This is a genomic window from Nonomuraea sp. NPDC051298 (genome assembly GCF_055586305.1).
In genome coordinates this window covers 54,007-74,722 of the sequence record NZ_JBVJIM010000035.1, presented here as the reverse complement: position 1 = coordinate 74,722, position 20,716 = coordinate 54,007, and the positions used below count along the sequence as shown (strand labels likewise).

At 74.1% G+C, this 20,716-nt stretch carries 18 protein-coding genes; 11 read left to right on the top strand and 7 right to left on the bottom strand.

Going from position 1 to position 20,716, the window contains the following annotated elements; genetic code table 11:
* Positions 1-24: 24 nt before the first annotated feature.
* The gene (locus tag ACZ6S0_RS48690) at positions 25-1,188 is read left to right on the top strand and encodes a cytochrome P450 (protein WP_465927198.1); all 1,164 of its coding nucleotides are present in this window, start codon (positions 25-27) and stop codon (positions 1,186-1,188) included.
* Here the strand turns inward: ACZ6S0_RS48690 and ACZ6S0_RS48685 are convergent.
* A complete protein-coding gene (locus tag ACZ6S0_RS48685; RefSeq protein WP_465927196.1) occupies positions 1,174-2,082 on the bottom strand; it encodes a cyclase family protein in 909 nt (302 codons plus the stop codon). The genes ACZ6S0_RS48690 and ACZ6S0_RS48685 overlap by 15 nt on opposite strands.
* A 29-nt stretch (positions 2,083-2,111) precedes the next feature.
* On the opposite strand from ACZ6S0_RS48685, the gene ACZ6S0_RS48680 reads away from it, so the two are divergent.
* Positions 2,112-3,305 (top strand): serine hydrolase domain-containing protein, encoded by a 1,194-nt coding sequence (locus ACZ6S0_RS48680; protein ID WP_465927194.1) that lies wholly within the window; start codon positions 2,112-2,114, stop codon positions 3,303-3,305.
* 12 nt (positions 3,306-3,317) lie between these two features.
* Here ACZ6S0_RS48680 and ACZ6S0_RS48675 read toward each other — a convergent pair whose 3' ends face one another.
* Together ACZ6S0_RS48675 and ACZ6S0_RS48670 are read right to left on the bottom strand one after the other, a co-directional pair.
* Positions 3,318-4,055: an SDR family NAD(P)-dependent oxidoreductase gene (locus ACZ6S0_RS48675; protein ID WP_465927192.1), complete on the bottom strand. Its 738-nt coding sequence runs from the start codon at positions 4,053-4,055 to the stop codon at positions 3,318-3,320.
* A 58-nt stretch (positions 4,056-4,113) separates the two neighbouring features.
* On the bottom strand, positions 4,114-4,704 hold the full coding sequence (locus ACZ6S0_RS48670) for a cysteine hydrolase family protein (protein WP_465927190.1): 591 nt from the start codon (positions 4,702-4,704) through the stop codon (positions 4,114-4,116).
* A gap of 99 nt (positions 4,705-4,803) precedes the next feature.
* On the opposite strand from ACZ6S0_RS48670, the gene ACZ6S0_RS48665 reads away from it, so the two are divergent.
* The 7 genes from ACZ6S0_RS48665 (at position 4,804) to ACZ6S0_RS48635 (ending at position 14,569) form a co-directional block, all read left to right on the top strand.
* On the top strand, positions 4,804-6,807 hold the full coding sequence (locus tag ACZ6S0_RS48665) for a serine/threonine-protein kinase (protein WP_465927188.1): 2,004 nt from the start codon (positions 4,804-4,806) through the stop codon (positions 6,805-6,807).
* Between the two features lie 65 nt (positions 6,808-6,872).
* The gene (locus ACZ6S0_RS48660; protein ID WP_465927186.1) at positions 6,873-7,235 is read left to right on the top strand and encodes a Zn-ribbon domain-containing OB-fold protein; all 363 of its coding nucleotides are present in this window, start codon (positions 6,873-6,875) and stop codon (positions 7,233-7,235) included.
* A complete protein-coding gene (locus tag ACZ6S0_RS48655) occupies positions 7,232-7,555 on the top strand; it encodes a VOC family protein (protein ID WP_465927184.1) in 324 nt (107 codons plus the stop codon). The genes ACZ6S0_RS48660 and ACZ6S0_RS48655 overlap by 4 nt, the downstream gene beginning before the upstream one ends.
* Before the next feature lie 69 nt (positions 7,556-7,624).
* The gene (locus ACZ6S0_RS48650; RefSeq protein ID WP_465927182.1) at positions 7,625-9,133 is read left to right on the top strand and encodes a class I adenylate-forming enzyme family protein; all 1,509 of its coding nucleotides are present in this window, start codon (positions 7,625-7,627) and stop codon (positions 9,131-9,133) included.
* Positions 9,130-11,454 (top strand): acetate--CoA ligase family protein, encoded by a 2,325-nt coding sequence (locus ACZ6S0_RS48645; protein WP_465927180.1) that lies wholly within the window; start codon positions 9,130-9,132, stop codon positions 11,452-11,454. Before ACZ6S0_RS48650 ends, ACZ6S0_RS48645 begins: the two co-directional genes overlap by 4 nt.
* A complete protein-coding gene (locus tag ACZ6S0_RS48640; RefSeq protein WP_465927178.1) occupies positions 11,441-12,190 on the top strand; it encodes a glucose 1-dehydrogenase in 750 nt (249 codons plus the stop codon). Before ACZ6S0_RS48645 ends, ACZ6S0_RS48640 begins: the two co-directional genes overlap by 14 nt.
* A gap of 264 nt (positions 12,191-12,454) precedes the next feature.
* On the top strand, positions 12,455-14,569 hold the full coding sequence (locus ACZ6S0_RS48635) for a CHAP domain-containing protein (RefSeq protein ID WP_465927176.1): 2,115 nt from the start codon (positions 12,455-12,457) through the stop codon (positions 14,567-14,569).
* Between the two features lie 98 nt (positions 14,570-14,667).
* On the opposite strand, the gene ACZ6S0_RS48630 is transcribed toward ACZ6S0_RS48635, so the two are convergent.
* From ACZ6S0_RS48630 to ACZ6S0_RS48620, 3 genes are read right to left on the bottom strand one after another with little or no spacing between them, the layout of a single operon-like run.
* Positions 14,668-15,492 carry a TIGR03619 family F420-dependent LLM class oxidoreductase gene (locus tag ACZ6S0_RS48630; protein ID WP_465927174.1) on the bottom strand — a complete coding sequence of 275 codons (825 nt, stop codon included), beginning with the start codon at positions 15,490-15,492 and terminating at the stop codon, positions 14,668-14,670.
* Positions 15,489-16,532: an acyl-CoA dehydrogenase family protein gene (locus ACZ6S0_RS48625; protein WP_465927173.1), complete on the bottom strand. Its 1,044-nt coding sequence runs from the start codon at positions 16,530-16,532 to the stop codon at positions 15,489-15,491. The genes ACZ6S0_RS48630 and ACZ6S0_RS48625 overlap by 4 nt, the downstream gene beginning before the upstream one ends.
* Positions 16,529-17,629, bottom strand: a complete 1,101-nt coding sequence (locus ACZ6S0_RS48620) for an acyl-CoA dehydrogenase family protein (RefSeq protein ID WP_465927172.1) — start codon at positions 17,627-17,629, stop codon at positions 16,529-16,531. The genes ACZ6S0_RS48625 and ACZ6S0_RS48620 overlap by 4 nt, the downstream gene beginning before the upstream one ends.
* 77 nt (positions 17,630-17,706) lie before the next feature.
* On the opposite strand from ACZ6S0_RS48620, the gene ACZ6S0_RS48615 reads away from it, so the two are divergent.
* The gene (locus ACZ6S0_RS48615; RefSeq protein WP_465927170.1) at positions 17,707-18,855 is read left to right on the top strand and encodes a helix-turn-helix domain-containing protein; all 1,149 of its coding nucleotides are present in this window, start codon (positions 17,707-17,709) and stop codon (positions 18,853-18,855) included.
* On the opposite strand, the gene ACZ6S0_RS48610 is transcribed toward ACZ6S0_RS48615, so the two are convergent.
* Positions 18,833-19,798, bottom strand: a complete 966-nt coding sequence (locus tag ACZ6S0_RS48610; protein WP_465927168.1) for an alpha/beta hydrolase — start codon at positions 19,796-19,798, stop codon at positions 18,833-18,835. The genes ACZ6S0_RS48615 and ACZ6S0_RS48610 overlap by 23 nt on opposite strands.
* 198 nt (positions 19,799-19,996) lie before the next feature.
* Between ACZ6S0_RS48610 and ACZ6S0_RS48605 the strand changes: the two genes are divergently transcribed.
* On the top strand, positions 19,997-20,716 hold the full coding sequence (locus ACZ6S0_RS48605; RefSeq protein WP_465927166.1) for a dienelactone hydrolase family protein: 720 nt from the start codon (positions 19,997-19,999) through the stop codon (positions 20,714-20,716).

Here is a 20,716-nt window from a genome sequence, read left to right as displayed (position 1 = left end):
CTTTTGAGAGTCTACTCTCAAAATATGCGACTCCCCATGGACCGCGATCCGCGGTGCCCCTTCGACCCGCCCGCCGGGCTGCGCGGCCTGCCGCCGATGGCCAGGCTGGAGTTCTCGGACGGCCATCTGGGCTGGCTGGCCACCACGAGCGAGGCCGCCAGGGCCGTGCTGAGCGACCCCAGGTTCAGCGCCAGGCGGGAGCTGAAGCACCCCGCCGTACGGTTCACCACGCCCGGCGCGGCCGGCCGCCCCGCGCCCGCGGGCTTCTTCGGCGCCATGGACCCGCCCGAGCACACGCGTTACCGCCGCCTGCTCACCGGCCAGTTCACGCTGCGCAGGATGCGCCTGCTGGAGCCGCGCATCGAGCGCGTCGCCGCCGACCACCTCGACGCGATGGTCGCGGCAGGGCCGCCGGCGGACCTGGTGAGCGCGTACGCGCTGCCGATCCCCTCGGTGGTCATCTGCGAGCTGCTCGGCGTGCCGTACGCGGATCACGACTTCTTCCAGGAGCGCAGCCTGCGGATCGTGGCGCCGGACGGCGACGTGGACGGCGCGACCGCCGACCTGGCGGGATATCTGGGCGAGCTGGTGAGCCGCAAGCGTTCCGCGCCGGAGGACGACCTGATCAGCGGCCTCCTCGGCGAGCTGCCCGACGAGGAGCTGGTCACCGTCGCGATGCTCCTGCTCGTCGCGGGCCACGAGACCACCGCCAACATGCTGGCGCTCGGCGTGTTCGCGCTGCTGGAGGCGGGCCGCGGGTACGAGGAGGGCCCGGACGGGACGGACACGGTCGAGGAGCTGCTGCGCTGGCTGTCGATCGTGCACCTCGGCGCGCCCAGCAGGGCCGCGCTGGAGGACGTGGTGGTCGCGGGCACGCGGGTCGGCAAGGGCGAGACGGTCGCGCTGTCGCTGCCGATGATCAACCGGGACCCGGCCGTGTTCGCCGATCCTGACGTCCTCGATCCCGGGCGCGAGGAGGCCCGCAGGCACCTGTCGTTCGGCCACGGCGTGCACCAGTGCCTGGGGCAGCAGCTCGCCAGGCTGGAGCTGCGCCTCGGCCTGCGCGCGCTGTTCGAACGTCTCCCCGGCCTGCGGCTGGCCGTGCCCGCCGCCGAGGTCCCGCTGAAGCAGCACGCCGCCGTCTACGGGGTCGCGAGCCTCCCCGTCACCTGGTCACAGGATCGCTAGCGGGGTGAGCGGGCTGCCGGTGCCGCCCTCGATCCGCAGCGGCGCCGCCACGAACACGAACTCCGTACGCCCGCGCGCCGCCAGCTCCTCCAGCCAGAGCAGCTCGATCAGGTGGATGCCGTGCCGGTGGAGCAGGAGGAGGTGCAGGTCGTCCTCCAGGGGCTCCTCGGCCCGCCCACGGGCGTCGAGGGCGCCGATGGCGGCGTTGTCGCAGGCCACGGCGGCCACGTCGTGCGCCGCCAGCCAGCGGCCCGCCTCGGCGGACAACCCGGGCTGGCCCGACCAGTACTCCTCCCGCGAACGTTCCCAGACCACCGGCCAGCCGGTACGGATCATCGCCACGTCCCCCGGGCGCGGCGTGGCCAGCTCCGCCAGCAGCCCGGCCGGGATCCGGTGCCCGGCGGGCAGGTGGTCGAGCCCGAGCCGCCTGGGCACGTCGTACAGCACGCCTCTGGCCACCACGCCGCCCACGTGCTCGATGCCGCACCTGGTGGCGCCGTAGGAGCGGACCCGGGCGGCGGGGTGGCCGTTGTAGAGCCGGTCGCCCGACCACATGTGGCACAGGGCGTCCATGTGGGTGGTGGTGCCGTGGTGGGTGACGACCAGGGCGTCGTCCGCCACCCGCAGTCCCGCTCCGACCGGCCTGGCTCCCGCCGCGTAGTCGCCACCGTCCACGGACATGAAGTGCTGCGGCAGCGGACGGCCCGGCAGGTGCGGGACCGTCGTGGGCGCGGGCGAGGAGGTGGCGCCCCTGATCGGCATGGCCAGGCTCAGCACCTCGCCCGTGGACGCGCTGCGCAGGGCGTCGAGGACCACGTCCGGGGTGAGGAGGTTGAGGGTGCCCCGCTGATCGTCTGGGCCGAATCGTCCCCAGTTGTTAGGCTCGTTCACCAAGTAAGCGCTTCCTTTCTCGTGGAGGTCCGATGCACTGCGATCCGCGTTTCGCCCGCGTGCGCGAGGTGTTCGAACGGCATTTCGCCGACGGCGAGGAGCTGGGCGCCGCCTTCGCCGTCTACCTGGACGGCGAGCTGGTCGTGGACCTGTGGGACGGCGTCGCCGACCGGCGCGCCGGACGGCCCTGGGAGCGCGACACGCCCGTCTTCGCCTACTCCTGCACCAAGGCGGTCACCGCCGCCGTGCTGCTGCGCCTCGCGGAGCGGGGGGCGGTGGACGTGGGCGCGCCGGTCGCGGAGGTGTGGCCGGAGTTCGCGGCGCACGGCAAGGAGGCGGTCACCGTCGAGCACGTCCTCACCCATCAGGCGGGGCTGCCGGTGGTGGAGGAGCCGGTGCCGGTGGAGGAGTTCGAGGACCATCCGGCGATCGCCGCCCGGCTGGCCGGTCAGGCGCCGCTCTGGGAGCCGGGGTCGGCGCACGGCTACCACGCGCTGACGTACGGGTTCCTGATCGGGGAGGTGGTCAGGCGGGTGACCGGCACGTCGGTGGGCGAGCTGGTGGCGGGCGAGATCGCCGGGCCGCTGGGGCTGGAGCTGTGGGTGGGGGCGCCTGAGCCGGTGATCGCCCGAGCGGCGCGACTCAAGGCAGCCGACCGTCCCGCCCCCGCCCCCGCCCCCGCCGATCCCGAGTCCCCCGGGCTTCGGGTGACCGAGGCCGCGGCGGACGGACGCCCGCGGGACGTCCTGGCCGAGATGGCGCGGGCCGCGCTCGACCCGCACAGCCTCATGAACCGCGCCCTCGGCAACCCCGGCATCCACCTGCTCAAGGGCGGCGCGAACCACCCGGTGATCCTGCGTACGGGCTGGCCGGCGGCCGGGGTGGTCACCACCGCCCGCGGGCTGGCCGGCTTCTACCGCGGGCTGCTCTCCGGCGAACTCCTGCGCCCCGAGACGCTCGGGGAGGCCCTGCGTCCCCGGGTGGACGGTCCCGACCGGGTCCTGTGGCTCGACACGTCGTTCGGGCTGGGGTTCATGCGGCCGTCCCTGACGTTCCCGATGCCGTCGAAGAGCGCGTTCGGCCACTCGGGCATGGGCGGCGCCGTCGGCCTGGGCGACCCGGAACGCGGCCTGGCCATCGGCTACGTCATGAACAGGATGGCGAACGCCCTCTCCGGCAACCTGCGCGGACTGCGCCTGGTGCAGGCCGTCTACGACGCGTTGTGACCGCATGGCCGGTCAGTGCATGGTCACGCCGCCGCTCACCGACAGGGTCTGGCCGGTGATGTAGGCGGCGCGATCCGTACAGAGGTAGGCGACGAGCCCGGCCACGTCGGCGGGGGTGCCGAGGCGGCGCAGCGGGATGCCGCGCGCGATCCGGTCCACCAGCCCGGGTTCGGCCTCGGAGACGCGGCGCAGCATCGGGGTGTCGGTGGGGCCTGGACAGACCACGTTGGAGGTGACGCGGGCTCTGGCGGCCTCGCGGGCGAGCGTCTTGGCCAGGCCGAACAGGCCCGCCTTGGTCGCCGCGTACGCACCCTCGCCGCCCGAGCCGGCCCTCGCCCCGTCGGAGGAGACGAACACCAGCCGCCCCCACCCCCTGGCCATCATGCCCGGCAGCAGCCGCCTGGTCAGCAACATCGGCCCGCGCAGGTTGACCCGCCACATCAGCTCCCAGCCCGCCGGGTCGCTCTCGGTGAACGGCTCCACGATCGACACCCCGGCGTTGTGCACGACGATGTCCACCTCCCCCGCCGCGTCCCCGAACTCCGCCACCGCCCGGGGCGAGGCCAGGTCCACGGGCAGCGCCCGCGCGCCGGGCAGCCCGGCCGCGACCTCCGCGGCGCGCGGCAGGTCCACGTCGGCGACCACCACCTGTGCGCCGAGCGCGGCCAGGTCGGCGGCGATGGCGGCGCCGATCGCGCCCGCGCCCCCGGTGACCACGGCCACCCGTCCGTCCAGCCGCAGCCCGTCCATCACGCCCCGCCCTCGGTCGGGTGGCTTCCTGTCGGCGGCCCGCCGCTCGGTCGCCTGCTCACTTCCACGCCTCCACCAGGCCGGCCGCCGTCGTACGGGTGGCGAGGAGGCTGACGGTGTGCTTCATGACGGCCCGCGCGTACTCCTCGGGGATGCCCGCGACCGCGTCCGTCACCACGGTCACCCGGTAGCCCAGGTTGACGGCCTCCAGCGCCAGGCCGGGGATGCCCAGGTTGAGCGAGACGCCGAGCGCGACGACGTCCGAGACGCCGAGCGAGCGCAGCGTGGTGTCGAGCGAGGTGCCGGTGAACGGCGAGAAGCCGTGATGGCGTCGGCTCTCCAGGTCGCCGCCGTCGCACAGCTCCGGGACGACCTCCGTGGCGGCCGTGCCCTCCAGCATGTGAGCGGGGTCCTTGAGGAGGGAGACGATGAAGGGGCAGTTGCCGGCGTGCGACCCGGCCCGGTCGGGACGGAACGCGGCCGTGCAGTGGACGACCGGGAGACCGGCCCGCCGGGCGGCTCCGAGCACGCGTCCGGCGTTGCCGAGGACGTCGTGACGCGCGCAGGCATCCACCAAGTCCGGAAATTTCGTGAGATCGCCGACGACACCCCGCTGCATCTCCATCACCAGCACCGCCACCCGCCCCACCGGCGACCTCCATCACGCTTAGCCGAGCGCTTGCTTGGGCAGCATAACACCGGCACTCAGCGTCAACCCCGCTCAACGGGGGGCGAAATTTGTGCGGTCGTGACAACCCGAACCCCGGGTGAGACCGTCGAATCGAAGACGGGCATCGCCTTCTGGGGGTTGGACTTGGTCCCTGGTTACCGTGAAGTACGCCAGCTCGGCGCCGGCCGCACCGGCCGCGTGTTCCTCGCCACCTATCAGTCGACCGGCGCCTACGTGGCGATCAAGTACCTGAACGCCACCCTGCGCAGGGACGCCGAGTTCATGGACCGCTTCCGAACGGACACCCACCAGCTCGTCGAGATCGACGATCCTGACGTGGTACGCCTCTACGAGTACGTCGAGACCCCCACCAGGGCGGCCGTGGTCATGGAGCTGGTGGACGGCGTGTCGCTGCGCACGCTGCTGGCCGAGCACGGGCGGACCAGCCCGGAGGCGGCGCTGGCCGTGGTCAAGAGCACGCTGCTGGCCCTGGCGGCGGCGCACGAGCGCGGCGTGGCGCACCGGGACGTCCAGCCGGGCAACATCCTCGTCCAGGCCGACGGCACCAGCAAGCTGGCCGACTTCGGCGTCGTGGTGCACGCCGAGGAGCCGGGCGTGCCCGCGGGCAGTCCCGCGTACATGGCGCCCGAGCTGTGGGCCGAGGGCAGGACGGGGCCGCCGGCCGACGTGTACGCGGCGGCGTGCGTGTTGTTCGAGGCGGTCAGGGGGCGGCCGCCGTACCGGGCGGACAGGGAGGGGGAGGACGGCGAGCCGGACGTGCCCGCGCTGCGCGACCTGCACCTCGGGCAGCCGGTGCCGCTGGAGGTGGCCCCGGACACGCTGCGCGACCTGCTGAAGCGGGGCCTGGCCAAGGACCCGGCGGCCCGCTACGGCTCGGCCCGGCACTTCGCGGCCGAGCTGGAGGAGGACGCGGTCGCCGGGTACGGCCCCGACTGGGAGAAACGCGGGCGGCGGCACCTGGCGGAGCAGGCCACCCTGCTCGCCCTCCGCTTCCCGCTGGCCAGGACGGGCTCCCGGGCCACCGGCGGGCTCAGGGAACGGTTGCTGCGCATGCCCGCCCTGCCGCCGCAACTGTGGGTGGCGGGCGCGACGGTGGCCGCGGCGGCGATCGCGATCGTACTGACCGGCACCGGGCTGCCCGCCGGGCCGGGGGCGATCCTGATCCCGCCGCCCAGGGCCCAGAGCGAGCCCTCCCCCGAGGAGAGCGAGAGCCCACCGCCCCGTACGCCCACCCGGACCGCCGCCGCCCCCCGGCGCACCACCCCCGCGCCCCCTCCCCCACAGCCCACCAGCGGCGGGCAGGACCGCGCGTCCGTAGCGCAGCCCGTCGTGCGCGCCGCCACCATCGTCCGGTGGAGCGGGACGGCGGGGGCGATCGCCGTCTCGGCGGACGGGACGGGGCCGGTGCGGCTGCGCATCGCGTACACGCGGCGGGACGGGGACGACGGGACCGCCAGGACGGTCCGCCAGGAGACCCGCACCTTACGCGGGAACACGGCCTACACCAGCACCGTCGCCTACGATCCCGGTGACGTGGACTGCGGCGGGCAGACGCACGTCGGGATCGTGGTGATGACGGAGCCGGTCGCGGGCAACGGGCCCCAGGTGAGCGAGGCGGCGCTGACCGGCCCCGACTGCCCGTCCCCCGCCCCCACCCCTCCTCCCACTCCCGCTCCCACTCCCTCGACGACCCGCTCGGCCCCGCCCACTCCGGCCCCGGAAGGCAGCACGTCCCCCAGCGCCACCGCGACACCGGCGGGCTCGGGAGCGCCGGTCGCCCGGCCCTCCGGCACCGCCTCCGGGAACCCGCCCGGCACCCTGCCCCAAGACCCGCCTGACACGTTGTCCGGCACCCTGTCCGGCACCTTGTCCGGCACCCTGTCCGGAGACCCGCCTGGGGACCCACCCGGGAGCCCGTCCGGAGACCCGTCTGGGGACCCGCCCGAGGACGCGGCTGGGGACGCGGCTGGGGACTCGTCCGGCACGCTGTTCCGTCGCCCTGACACCTCGTCGGCAGTCACTCTCCCGTCCTCCGGTTCGGAGTCGCTCCCGGCGTGGTGACCGCGCTCGGCCTCGGCAGGAGCGGGCCTTGCCGGTCAACCAAGCGTGCGCTAGCTTGGCAAGCGATGAGCGGTGACATCTCTGCCTACCGGGCCGCCTGCGAGCGCGGCGAGCTGGTCATCCAGCGCTGTACGACCTGCGAGCGCCGCCTCTCCGTCCCCGAGCCGGCCTGCCCCTGGTGCGGCGGCCGGAGCCTCGTCCTCGACCCGGCCTCCGGCGAGGGCGTCATACACACCTACACCGTCGTGCACCGCTCCTTCGCCCCCGGCTACCGGGGCCGCGAGCCCTACGTGATGGCCTGGGTGGACCTGCCGGAGGGCGTGCGGGCGTTCGGGCACGTCGTCGGCTGCCCGCCGGACCAGGTGCGCGTCGGCCTGCCCGTACGCGTGACGTTCCACGACGACCTGCCCCATTGGAGGCCCGCGTGAAGCTGGGCAACGTGCTGATCCCCGTCGCCGACCTGGACGAGGCGATCGCCTTCTACGGACTGCCGGTGAAGTTCCGCGACGGCGACCGGTTCGCCGCGCTCGACGGCGGCGGGGTGACCGTGGCGCTGGCCGGTCCTGACGAGCACGTCACCGCCTCCGCCGCCCCGTCGTACAAGGTGGACGACGTCGCGCGGTCCGTACGGGAGCTGGCGGCGCGCGGGGCCGAGGTGGTGCGGGCTCCCGAGGCAGGGCCGCACGAGTGGCGGGCCGTGCTGCGCGACCCCTCGGGAAACGACTTCGTCCTCTACTCGCCGCTCTGACCCGTCGCTCAGATCCCGCTGCTCTGACCCGCTGTTCCGATCCCGTCCTCTGGTCTGGAGGCACCCCCCATGGCCCGATCCTCCTTCGGCAACTACGGCCACGCGATCCTGACCGCCGGCGCGATGCGCACGCCCGACCGGGTGGCGCTGACGTACTGCGGCGAACAGAGCTTCACCTACGACCAGCTCAACCGGAACGTCAACCGCCGCGCCAACGCCCTGCTCGCCGCCGGGATCACCCCGGGCAGGCGGGTGGCGGCGCTGCTGAACGAGACGTTACGGGTGGCCGAGGTCTACCTGGCGCAGGCCAAGATCGGGGCGGTCACGGCGGCGCTGAACCCGTACTGGCCGGTGGAGACGCTGCGTGCCGTGGTGGCGGCCTCGAAGTGCACGGCCTTCGTGTACGACGCGACCGTGGAGTCGGTGGTCGAGCAGCTCAGACCGTCGCTGCCGGAGGTGACCACGTGGATCGACGTACGCGAGCCGGCCGAGGCGACGGACGCTGAGCCGCCCCTGGCGGGCGCGCACGACGACCCGCTGGCCCTCTACTACACCTCGGGCACGACCGGGTTGCCCAAGGCGGTCGTGCACACGCACGCCTCGTCGCTGGCCACCGCGCAGATCTGGCTGGACGTGCCGCGCGGCCCCGACCCGGTGTTCGGGACGGGCGCGATCATCTGGGGCATCGGCTTCCCCGCCATCGTCGGGCCTGCGCTGTACGCGGGGATGCGGCTGGTGCTGGAGCAGGACTGGGGACCGGCGAACTTCCTGCGTGTAGTCCCGCGCGAGCGCGTCACGCACGTGTCGCAGATCCCGTCGTTCTACGCGGCCCTGCTGGGCTCGCCCGAGCACGAGGGCGTGGACCTGTCGTCGATCCGGGTGATCCTGCTGGGCGGTGAGCCGCTGACGGCGACCATGCTCGACCGGATCAGGGCCAGGCTGCCGGGGGCGGGCGTGTTCTCGTACTACGGGCAGACCGAGGCCCCGTACACGTGCATGGGGCGGGTGGACGACGGCTCCACGCCGCTGGGCTCCTCCGGGCGGGCCCGTACGGGGAACGCGGTGCGCGTCACCGGCCCCCACGGGAACCGGGTGGTCGACGAGGTCGGCGAGATCAACCTGGCCGGGCCGCACCGGATGGCCGGGTACGACGGCCTGCCCGACAGGACGGCGGAGGTGCTGCGCGGCGAGTGGTACGTGGGCGGCGACCTCGGCACGCTCTCCCCCGACGGCGTGCTGCGGGTGCTCGGCCGCAGGGAGGACGCGATACTCAAGGGCGGCATCTGGACCCAGCCCGCCGCGATCGAGGAGGCCGCCTCCGCGCAGGACGGGGTGGCCGAGGCGGGCGCGGTCGGCGTCCCCGAGGGGGCGGCGGAGCAACAGGTGCTGCTGGCCGTCGTGCCCCGGGCCGGGCACTCGCTCGACCCGTCCAAACTGGCCCTGGCCCTGGCCGAACTCCTGCCCGAGCACCAGCGGCCCGACCGCATCGTGGTGGCCGACGAGCTGCCGCACTCCCAGGACGCCTCCGGCGGACCGGGCAAGCTGCTGCGCGGGCAGATCCGCGAGCTGCTGGGGTGAGCGGGCACTCCGCCGCCGGGGAGGGCGCGTACGAGCACGAGGTCAAGGCACTGCTGCGCGCGGCCGGGGTGGCGGTGCCGCGCGGGGTCGTGATCCCCTGCGCGGACCCCGGCCCCGGCCCCGCGACGGCGGCGCGGGAACGGGACGTCGCCACGCCCCGAGAGCCGGACTCCGGGGCGCGGCCTGACTCCGCGCCGACGGAGGAGCCGCGCTTCGGGGCGCGGCTGGACTTCGGGGCGACGGAGAAGCCGGGCTTCGGGGCGCGGCTGGACTTCGGGGCGGCGGAGGAGCTGGCCGAGCCGCTGGTGCTGAAGGCGTACGGGCCGGGGCTGACGCACAAGTCAGAGGCCGGTGCCGTGGTGCTGGGGTTGCGTCACCACCAGCTCGCCGCAGTGGCGGACACCCTGGCGAAGCGGCTGCGGCCCGCGGGCTTCCTGGTCGAGGAGCAGGCCGAGCCCGGGGTCGAGCTGATCGTGGGCCTGGTGCGGGATCCGGCGTTCGGGCCGGTGCTGCTCGCCGGGCTGGGCGGGGTGTGGACGGAGGCCCTGCGCGACACGGCCCTGCGACTCTGCCCGATCTCCGCGACGGACGCGCGGCGCATGCTCGCCTCCCTGCGCGGGGCCGCGCTGCTGGACGGCTGGCGCGGCGGCCCGCCGGTGGACATGGACGCGCTGGTCGAGCTGCTCATGGCGGTGGGCGGCCCTGGAGGGCTGTGGGAGCGGTTGGAGCTGGGCGAGTTCGAGCTGAACCCGGTCATCGCGGGACCTTCCGGGGTGATCGCGGTCGACGCCCGCTACCTTCCGGACGGCATCGCGGCAACCGCCCAACCGAACGGCACCGTGCCCACCGCCACTCCCAACGGCACCGCGCCCACCGGCGTTCCGGGCAGCACCGCACCCACCGGCCCTCCTGACGGTCGCGCTGTGGACGAACCGCCCGTGACGGACTTCCTGCCGCTCTTCGAGCCGAAGGCCGTGGCGGTCGCCGGGGCGTCCACGTCCCGGCCGAACTTCGGGAACATGTTCCTCGGCTTCTACCGCGACGCGGGCGTCCCGCTGGTGGCCGTGCACCCCACGGCGGACGAGGTGGCCGGGGTGCCCGCCGTGCCCTCGCCGGCGGCGGCGGGCGTGGACTACGCCCTGGTCGCCGTGCCGGCCGAGCGCTGCGCCGAGGTGGTGCGCCAGGCGCGCGGGGTGTCGTTCGTGCAGGTGATGAGCGGTGGGTTCGGCGAGGCCGGGCGGCCCCGGCTGGAGGAGGAGCTGGTCGCGGCGGCGCGGGCGGCCGGGACCCGGCTGCTGGGGCCCAACTGCATGGGCGTGTACTGCCCCAGGGGCGGTCAGACGTTCGTCGGCGGCGGGATCGGGCCGCCGGGGACGATCGCGCTGATCTCGCAGAGCGGCGGACTCGCGGGCGAGGTGATCAAGGTCGGGGAGCGGCGCGGCCTGGCGTTCAGCAGGGTCGTCACCGTCGGGAACGCGGCCGACGTCACGCCCGCCGAGCTGCTGCGCTGGCTCGCGCGTGACACCGAGACGCGGGCCGTCGGGCTCTACCTGGAGGATCCGCGTGACGGGCGGGACCTGTACGCGGCGCTGCGGGCCGCCGAGTTGCCCGTGGTGCTGCTGGCGGGCGGGCGTACCGGGCAGGGGCGGCAGGCCGCGGCCTCCCACACGGGCGGCCTGGTGAGCGACCGGCGGATCTGGGAGGCGGTGGCCGAGCAGACCGGCGCGGCGCTGGTGTCCGGTCAGGACGACCTGATCGGCGTGCTGGCGTACTTCCAGGCGCACGGCGCGCGTGCCGTCCGCGGGGAGCAGGTACTGGTGGTGGGGCCGAGCGGCGGTGCGAGCGTACTGGCGGCCGACGCGTTCGACCTGGCCGGGGTGCGGCTCGACCCGCTGCCAGGCGACCGGCTCGACGCGCTGCGCGGGCTCGGGGTGGTGGCGGCGGGGAACCCGCTGGAGGTGCCCGTCGGGCCGCTCGGCCGGGCCGGGCTCGTGGCCGAGGTGATCGGGGTGCTCGCGGGGCCGTACCGGGACGTGGTGGCGCACGTGAACGTCCTCGCCTTCTTCACGTACGGAGGCTCCACGTACGGAGGCGAGGAAAGGGCCGAGCCCCTGTACGTCTACGCGCGCGCCCTGGCGGGAGCCCAGCGGGCCCGCCCCGGCACCAGGATCACCCTCGTCACCAGGAACGGCGAGTGCGCGCCCCCAGGCGTCGAGGACGAGGTCAGGCGGATCGCGGCCGAGGCGGGGATCCCCGTCTACCGGTCCATGGAGGCGGCCGCCGTGGCCGTCGCGGCGGGAGGACGTCATGGGATTGCTTGACGGCAAGGTCGCGCTGATCACCGGCGGCGCGCGGGGCATGGGGGCGGCGCACGTGCGGCTGTTCCTGGAGGAGGGCGCGCGGGTGGTGTTCGGGGACGTGCTGGACGAGGAGGGCAAGGCGCTGGCGGAGGAGACCGGGGCCGCGTACGTGCGGCACGACGTGACGAGCCCGGCGGAGTGGCGGCGGGCCGTGGGGACGGTCACGGACCTGCACGGCAGGCTGGACATCCTCATCAACAACGCCGGGATCCTGAAATTTCGGCGTATCGAGGAGATGTCGCTCGAAGACTTCGACCGGGTGATCGGCGTGAACCTCAGGGGCACCTGGCTGGGGATCAAGTCGGTCATCGACCCCCTGAGGGCCGCCGGGCGGGGCTCCATCGTGAACATCTCCTCGATCGAGGGGTACGTCGGAGCCGAGGGGCTGTCGGCGTACTCGGCCTCGAAGTTCGGGGTGCGCGGGATCACCAAGTCGGCGGCGCGGGAGCTGGCCCGGTTCAAGATCCGGGTGAACTCGGTGCACCCGGGCGCGATCAACACCCCCATGGTCACCGACCCCGACCTGATGAACGCGATCGACGCCGACGCCTTCGCCAAGACCATGGTCATCAAGCGCTTCGCCAAGCCCGTGGAGGTCTCGCACGTGGTCGCGTTCCTGGCCTCCGACCGGGCCAGCTACTGCACGGGCAGCGAGTTCACGGTGGACGGAGGGCTGCTGACGGGCGCAGGGTACTGAGACCTCACCAGAAGGTAGATCTTTTTCTATTAAACCACCTAGCTCCGGACATTTCTGGCAGCATCGCTGACCTGCGGTTTCTAACCCATGGGAGACACGCTTCTCCCTTGAGTGCGCTATGACCTGGGGTTACGACACGATAACCTCACTCATCACGGAAGATGACAGGTCTCCGGTTTTGTCACGCTAGTCAAGGGTTATCCCCCCTTGCCCAAGGCTGCGCGGATAAGGCTGGACTTGCCCGGAAGGCTCCCCCACACTTCCATGACGCCAGAGATCCAGAAGTACATCGAGCTGCTCGAGAGCCAACTCGGCTACTCGGAGAAGTCGGACTCGTACACGAAGTTCGGCGATTGGTACGGCAAGAACATCGAGTTCGACGCCGACTACAGCTCCGCGCCGTGGTGCGACATGTACCTCTCCTGGGCCGCGCACAAGCTCGGCTACGAGGAGTGGATCGGGCAGTTCGCCTGGACGGTGGCGCATGCCAAGTGGTTCAGGAAGCAGGACGCCTGGGGGAAGACGCCCGAGGTCGGCGCGTTCGTCTTCTACGACTGGAGCGGCTCGAACGACATCGACAAGATCGACCACATCGGCGTCGTGACGAAGGTCGAGAACGGCCGGATCTTCACCATCGAGGGCAACATCGACGGCGGCGTGGCCAAGCGCAAGGAACGCGACACGAGCAAGGTCGTCGGGTACGGCTACCCCGAGCGCATCAAGGACCGGCTGGACGAGGCGGCGGCCGAGAAGAAGGCGAAGGAAGCCGAGAAGCGCGCGGAAATCCCGGGTGAGCAGGTCGGACACGTTGGCACGCTCCAGCTCCCCGGGGAGGCGCTCAACTCGCTGATCCCCAGGAGCGACGGGACGCGGCCGGCCCAGGGCCCGCTGGTGGCCGGACAGGGACAGGACCGGATCCAGTCCCAGACGCCCGCGCGGGAGGAGTCGCCGGCCAAGGGGCAGACCGAGGGCCAGACGCCCGAGGAGGCCCAGGGCCGCGCCCAAGCCCAGGCCCCGGCCGCCGAGTCACCGTCGAAGTCTCAGGCGGCGGCCCCGTCAGGCAGGCCCGCGACCTCCTCGGACTCCACGTCGACCACCGGCTCCGCGTCCGCCGCCGACTCCCGCTCGGCCGCGCCCTCAGCCCCAGCCCCAGCTTCAGCCTCGGCCTCAGCCTCGGCCGAGCAGAGCCCGCAGGCCACCGCCTCCGCCGCGCCCGGCACGGTCAAGAAGGGCAAGCACGCCAAACCGGCCACCGCCGACACCGAGGAGGCGACCGGCGAACCGCTCCCCACGCACGCCGACGCCACCGCCACCGGCCCGCTCCCTGCCGTCAACACGCCGACGCTGGTCGGCTCCGCCCTGGTCGCCGCGCTGGCGCTGCTGGCCGTGGCCAAGACCCGCCGCCTGCGCCTGGGCGCCTCCGCCAAGCCCGCCGAGCAGCCGGTACGCCCGTCCCGCGCCAAGGGCCGCCGCCGTCGCCGCAGGTTCGCCGAGGTGCCCGTGACCGTACCCGTGACCGTGCCCGTGACAAGGCCCACGACCGTGCCCGTGGCAGGGCCCGTCACGGCGCCCATGACAGAGCCCAAGATCGAGGCCCCGAGCCGCCCCGTCACCGTACGCCGCACCGCGGTGGAGCTCCAGGACACCGCCGAGCGCCTGGCCGCCGCCACCGCCCTCCGTTCCCTCACCGCCTCAGCCGCCGCCCGCCCCACCACCCCACGCCACGCGGCCCGCTCCGGGGGCGCAGGACACGCCGGAGCGGGAAACGCCGGTGCCGGGCACGCCTGGACCAACGACGGGGCTCGCGACGGGACGCGGCCCGCGAGCGGCAGGGACGCGGCCGGGCGCCGCGCCAGGCACCGGAAGATGCCGCTCGACACCCGCCCGTTCGACCTCGCCACGGACGCGGCCCCGCGCCACCGCACCCCCGCCGACCACCGCCCCGGCCCGGTCAAGAACCCGGCCACGAGCCCGGTCACGAGCCCGTTCACGCCGGCGTTCGACCACGAGCCCTACGAGCCCGACTTCGACGGCGGCCGGTTCCGCTTCACCGACGAGACCGGGCCCCTGGAGGTCGTGCTCGACACGGGACCGCTGCAGCGCGTCGTGGACACCGGCTCGTTCGAGCGCATCCTCATCCCGGGAGCGAGCAGCACGTTCGACGCGTTCTCCCCGCCGAGGACGAGGCGCGGCGACGTGCTCGGCTCCCCCGGCCACCACGGCTCCCCCTATCGGGGCCGCCGACGCCGGCGCTCCGCCGACGAGCCCGCCGCGTTCCAGCACGACACCCCGCCGCGCGGCCGCCGCCACCGCCGGACGGAGGACGAGCGTCTCCTGGTGGCCGCCGCCCCCTCCGGACGTGGCCGCCACCGGGCCTGAACAGGACCGTCGAGCCGAGGACCCGGCGCGGAGCACGCGCGTCCGCGCCAAGGAGGAGTGGCCCCGGCCGTGCCGTACGGCCCGGATGGGCGGGATCGTCACGCGGACGGGTTCGTGACGCCGTACTCGCCGGCGAAGGAGGCCAGCCGGGAGACCGCGTCCCGGCCGCGCGTCCACGGGCGGACGATCAGCCGCTCCACGCCGAGCGCCGCCCAGTCGTCCACCTCCTCAGGCCCCGCCAGCGCGTACGCGTGCGCCGTCACCGGCACGCCCGCCCCCAGCCGGGAGAGCTGAGGTTTGATCGACTCGATCGTGTGCGGCATGCTGATCCACCCGTCGCACAGCCGGGCCGCCCGGCGCAGCGCGGCCGGCGACTCTCCTCCGGCCAGCACCGGGAGCCGTCGCTGCACCGGTTTGGGCTCGAACGCGACCTCGGGGAAGGAGTAGAACCGGCCGGAATGGGCGACCACGGGCTCGCTCCAGAGCCGCCTGACCACCTCGATGGCCTCGTCCAGCCGAGCGCCCCTCGTGTCGAACGGCACTCCTGCCGCGTCCCACTCCCCCCGGTACCAGCCCGCCCCGACGCCGCAGACGGCCCGTCCCGACGAGAGCACGTCCAGGGTGGCGAACGCGCGTGCCGACACGAACGGGTGACGCAGGGCGAGGAGCTGCACGGCCGTGCCGAGCCTGACGCGGGAGGTGAGGGCGGCCAGCCAGCACAGGTACGCGGGCGCGTCGAACAGCGGCGTCGACGGCTTGATCCCCGGGTCCGACGTCCCCGGGTACACCGCCGTGGACAGGTCGGTGGTGAAGACGAGGTGCTCGGGCAGCCACACCGACTCGAACCCCAGCTCGTCGGCCGCCACCGCCACGTCCTTCCAGGCGGCGGGGTGGAGCAGCCCGAGGGGGACGCCGAACTTCACGGGCGCCTCCGTGGCGGGGGGCCGTCGACGACGGCGGCGCGCAGGCGTTCGCGATGGGCGGCGGAGGTGCCGTACGCGCTGGACAGCGACCAGGCCCTGGCGAGCCAGAAGCGCAGGTCCAGCTCCTCGGTGTAGCCGATGGCCCCGTGCACCTGCAGCGCCGCCCGCGCCGCCAGCACGGCCGCCTCCCCTGCGGCGGCCTTGGCCGCGCTCACGTCCCGCCCGGCGACCTCCGCCGAGCCGCCCCTCGCCCCCGCGGCACCCTCGGGAACGCCGCCCGCCGCCACACCGCCCTCCGAAAGGGCGTCCACGGTGAGAGCGGCCCGCCAGACCAGCGGAGCCGCGAACTCCACCGCCACGGCCACGTCGGCGAGCCGGTGCTTGACCGCCTGGAACGAGCCGATGGGCGCGCCGAACTGGATGCGGACCTTGGCGTAGTCGACGGTGACCGCGAGCAAGTGTCTGGCGACCCCGATGAGCTGGGCCGCGGTGGCCACCGTGGCCGCCCGCAGCGCCCGCGCGACCTCGCCCGCCCACTCCGCCGACGCCAGGGCCTCCGACTCCTCGAAGCGCACCTCGAACAGCGGCCGGCACGGATCCACGGCCGGCCGGGGCTCGAGCCGCGCGGACCGCCGGGTGACCAGCCGTGCCCCGCCGTCCCGTACGACCACGAGCAGGTCGGCCAGGTCGGCGTCCGCCGCGTACGCCTGCCCCGGCGGCAGCACGGCCACGGTCACCGCGCCGGAGGCCAGTTCGGGCACCCCGTCCATCAGGTACGCCGCCACCACGGCCGTCTCCACGACCGGCCCAGGCAGGCAGGCCCGCCCGGTCTCCTCCAGCGCGGGCAGCACGTCGATCAGCCGGAGCCCGAGACCGTCGGACTCGGGAGGCCGCAGCAGCCCGAAGAACCCCAGCTCGGCAAGCCGGTCCCAGGCCGGTCGCCGCTCGGCGCGCAGCGCGGCGGGCGGGCAGTGGACGCGCAGCACGTCACGCACGGTCGCGGCCAGCGCGAGCTGCTCGGCGGTGAAGGAGACGTTCATCGCGGCAGCCCCAGGACGCGTTCGGCGACGATCGTGCGCTGGATCTCGTTCGTGCCCGCGTAGATGGGCCCCGCCAGCGAGAACAGGAACCCGTCCAGCCAGCCCGCCGCACCCGCCCGGTCGCCCAGCAGGTCCATGGCCAGGGCGTGCATGCGCAGGTCCAGCTCTGACCAGAAGATCTTGCCCAGGCTGGCCGCCGGCCCGAGTTCCTCGCCGGCCGCGATCCGGCGGGCCGTCCCGAACGTGTGCAGCCGGTACGCCTCTGCCTCCACCCAGCACCTGGCGGCCCGGTCGGTGAGTGCCGGGTCGGCGTCGCGGGCCAGCGCCACGAGCCGGTCGGCGGTGGCCAGGAAGCGTCCCGGGCTGCGCAGGGTCAGGCCGCGTTCCGAGGAGGTGGTGGCCATCGCGATCCGCCAGCCCTCGCCGACCTGGCCGAGCACCATCGGGGCGGGCACGTACACGCCGTCGAAGTGCAGCTCGGCGAAGCCGGGCAGGCCGTCGAGCTGCGCGATCGGGCGTACGCCGACGTCGGACATCGGGAACATGAAGTACGTCAGGCCCCGGTGCCGTTCGCCGGAGGTGCGGAAGAGGCCGAAGCCGTGGGTGGCGTGGGCGGCGCGCGAGCTCCACGTCTTGTGGCCGTACAGGCGCCAGCCGCCGGGCGCGGGCTCGGCGCGGGAGGTGAGGGCGGCCAGGTCGCTGCCCGCCTCGGGCTCCGACCACGCCTGCGCCCACACCTCCTCGCCCCTGGCCATCCCGGGCAGCCACCGCTCGCGCTGCTCGGGGGTGCCGAAGCGCATCAGGGACGGGCCGAGGAGGAAGATCCCGTTCTGGGTGACGCGGGCGGGGGCGCCGGCGGCCCAGTACTCCTCCTCGAAGAGCAGCCATTCGACGAGGGTGGCGCCGCGGCCGCCGTACTCCTCGGGCCAGGAGACGACGGACAGGCGCGCGCCCGCCAGCGTCGCCTCCCAGGCCCGGTGCGCGCGGAAGCCCTCGGGGGTGTCCATCGACGGGAGCGGGCCCGGCACGTGCGCGCCGAGCCAGTCGCGGACCTCGGCGCGGAAGTCCCGCTCGGCCCGGGAGAAGTCGAGATCCACGACACCCAACCTAGCGCACGCTTGGTTGAGTTGCCAGGCCGACGATTGACTCGGGGGTTCGCCTTACGCTGGGAGACGTGCAGGGACTGCTGCTACGGCTCTCAAGCCTCGACGCCGACGCCGAGAGCGCGGTGCGGGTCATCGTCTACTTCGACTCGCTGGTGCGCGACCACGCCAGCGTGCCGGTGCTGCTCGCCGCCACCGCGCGGCTGACCCAGTGCCCGGTCGGCCTGCTCGACGCGGCCACCGGCCGAAGCACCCGCACCTCGCCCGGCGGTCCCGTCGACGCGCACGTCGACGCGCACGCCGCCGTCCCGGCCTCGGCCAGGACGCTCGGCTCCGGGCTCGGGGCGGTCTGGATGGAGCGCGAGGGGCCCGCCCACGGGCTCGACGAGATCGTGCTCGAACGCTACGCCGCCGCGGCGGAGGTCACCCTCGAACGCGCCGCCGCCCTGGTACAGGCCGGGCAGGACCCGGCGCTGGTCGAACTGGCGCTGTCGGCCCAGAGCCGCGAGGCCGAGCAGGCCAGGGCGCTGCGCCTGCTCGGCTTCGACCCGGCCGCGCCCCTTCAGGCGCTGGCGATCGCGCTGCCGGACCGGGGCCTGGCCGCGGGCCTGCGGACGATGGGCCACCACGTACGGGCCGCCACGATCGGCGACACCGAGGCCGTCCTGGTCACCACCACCCTGCCCCACCTCACGATCCGGCGGGAGGGCGGCCGCGGGTCCGCCTCGCCACGGAGGTCGATCGACCTCGGGCCCGAGCTGACCGACGGGGCCAGGGTCGGCATCGGTCCCGAACTGCCCGGCGCGCGGGCCGCCGAGTCGTGGGCGGGCGCCCGCACGGCGCTGCGCTTCACCGGCCCCCACGACCGCGTGATGCGCTGGTCGGAGCTGGGCGCGCTGGCGCTCTTCGCCGACCTCCCCGAGCAGGCGATCGCGGACCTGGACGACGTCCGGGCGATGGCCCGCCTCGGCGAGGAGTCGCGGCTGGCCGTACGCGCGCTGTGCCTGGCGGGTTCGGTGCGGGGCGCGGCCGTCGTCGTGCACCTGCACCACAGCTCGCTGGCCACGCGCATCGCCCGCGCGGAGGCCGTGCTCGGCTTCTCGCTGGCCGACCAGTCCGGGCGCACCCGCGCCTACTTGGCCCTGGCCCTGGTACGCCTGCTCTCCGGCACCAGAGCCGAGCCGTCACCCGACGCCGTCAGAGGCCGAACACCCGCCTGAGCGCCGCCTCCCTCGCCTGCCTGGCCCGCCTGCTCAGCTCGGCGTCGGGCACCGTCATGTCGAACCCGTGGAACGCCCCCGGGTAGAGGTGGAACTCGGTCGAGACCTCCGCCTGCGCCAGCCGCCGGGCGTAGTCGAGGCACTCGTCCCTGAACACCTCCAGCTCGCCCACGTCCACGAACGCCGGAGGCAGCCCCGACAGGTCGGTGGCGCGGGCCGGGGCCGCGTACGGCGGGACGTCGTCGGTGCCGACCCGGTCGCCGAGCAGCGCGGTCCAGCCGAAGACGTTGGTCGCGCGGTCCCACGTCACGGCTTCGGCGAACTGGTGGCTGGACGGCGTGGCGTCGCGGTCGTCGAGCATCGGGCAGACGAGGAGCTGGAAGGCGATCGCGGGGCCGCCCCGGTCCCTGGCCATCAGCGCGGTCGCGGCGGCCAGCCCGCCACCCGCGCTGGCCCCGCCCACGGCCAGCCGGCTCGGGTCGATGCCCAGCTCGGCGGTGTGCTTGGCGGTCCAGACGAGCCCGGCGTAGCAGTCTTCGACGGCCGCGGGGTACGGGTGCTCGGGCGCGAGCCGGTAGTCCACCGACACGACGACCAGGCCGAGCTGCTCGGCGTAGCCGGCCATCATGGCGTCGTCCATCTCCGGCAGGCCGAAGATCATGCCGCCGCCGTGGATCCACAAGAGCGCGGGCCGGTTCTCGCCCCGCTCCTTCGGCTGGTAGATCCGCAGACGGAGGTCCGGCGCCCCCTCGGGCCCCGGCACCATGCGGTTCTCGATCGGCACCCGCGTCTCCGGGACGAACGCCGCGGCGATCATCGCGTTGATCTCCGTGCGGTGTCCGATGAAGTACTCGTTCGTCATCATCGACGGGTCCATCGCGGACATCTGGGTCTGCTCGATGGCGGCGCGCAGCTCTGGGTCGAGATTGGGGTGAAACGCCATAGGATTTCCCTTTCGCGATGATTTCGAGGCTACCCGTTGATGGTCTGAGCCCGGGACCTGCGCGGACAACCGCCAGGCGGCGGCGGTTACCCGCCTCGGGCCCGCCGTCCGGCGGCTCCGGAGACTCGCCCGCGCCACGACGGGCCCGACGATCTCAGGGACTGGATAGGCCCGCTCCGGCACGGGCATGCTCAGCCCATGTGCCATTCCACCGACAGCAGACCGCCCGCCCCGCCGATCCAGGGCGCGGTGGCCTCTCACGAGCAAATAGAGCTGACCGCCGTCGACGGCAACCGCTTCCTCGCCTACCGGGCCGAGCCCGCCGAGCCGAACGGGCGCAGCGTGGTGATCCTGCCCGACGTCCGCGGGCTGCACCCGTTCTACCGCGACCTGGCCGTACGCTTCGCCGAGGCGGGCTTCGGCACGATCGCCATCGACTACTTCGGGCGTACCGCGGGGCTGGGGGAGCGCGGCGCCGACTTCGACTACGTGCCGCACGTCAACCGGCTCACCAACGACCAGGTCAGAGCCGACGCCAGGGCCGCCACCGAGGCGCTCGACGGGCCGGTGTTCACGGTGGGCTTCTGCCTGGGCGGCGCCCAGTCGTGGCGGCAGGCCGCCGAGGGCAACGGGCTGGCCGGCGGGATCGGCTTCTACGGCGCGCTGCGCTTCATCGACGCGCCCACGTCGGGGCCGGGCGCGCCGCTGCTGCTGCTCAGGGGCGGGGCCGACACGGCGTCCACGCCGGAGCAGTTCGCCGCGTACGAGGCCGCGCTCGACCGGGTGGGCACCGAGTACGAGGAGCACGTGTACGAGGGCGCGCCGCACTCGTTCTTCGACCGCTCCTCCGCCGAGTGGGCCGACGCCTGCCAGGACGCCTGGCACCGCATCCTCTCCTTCACCGAGCGCCACTCGTAG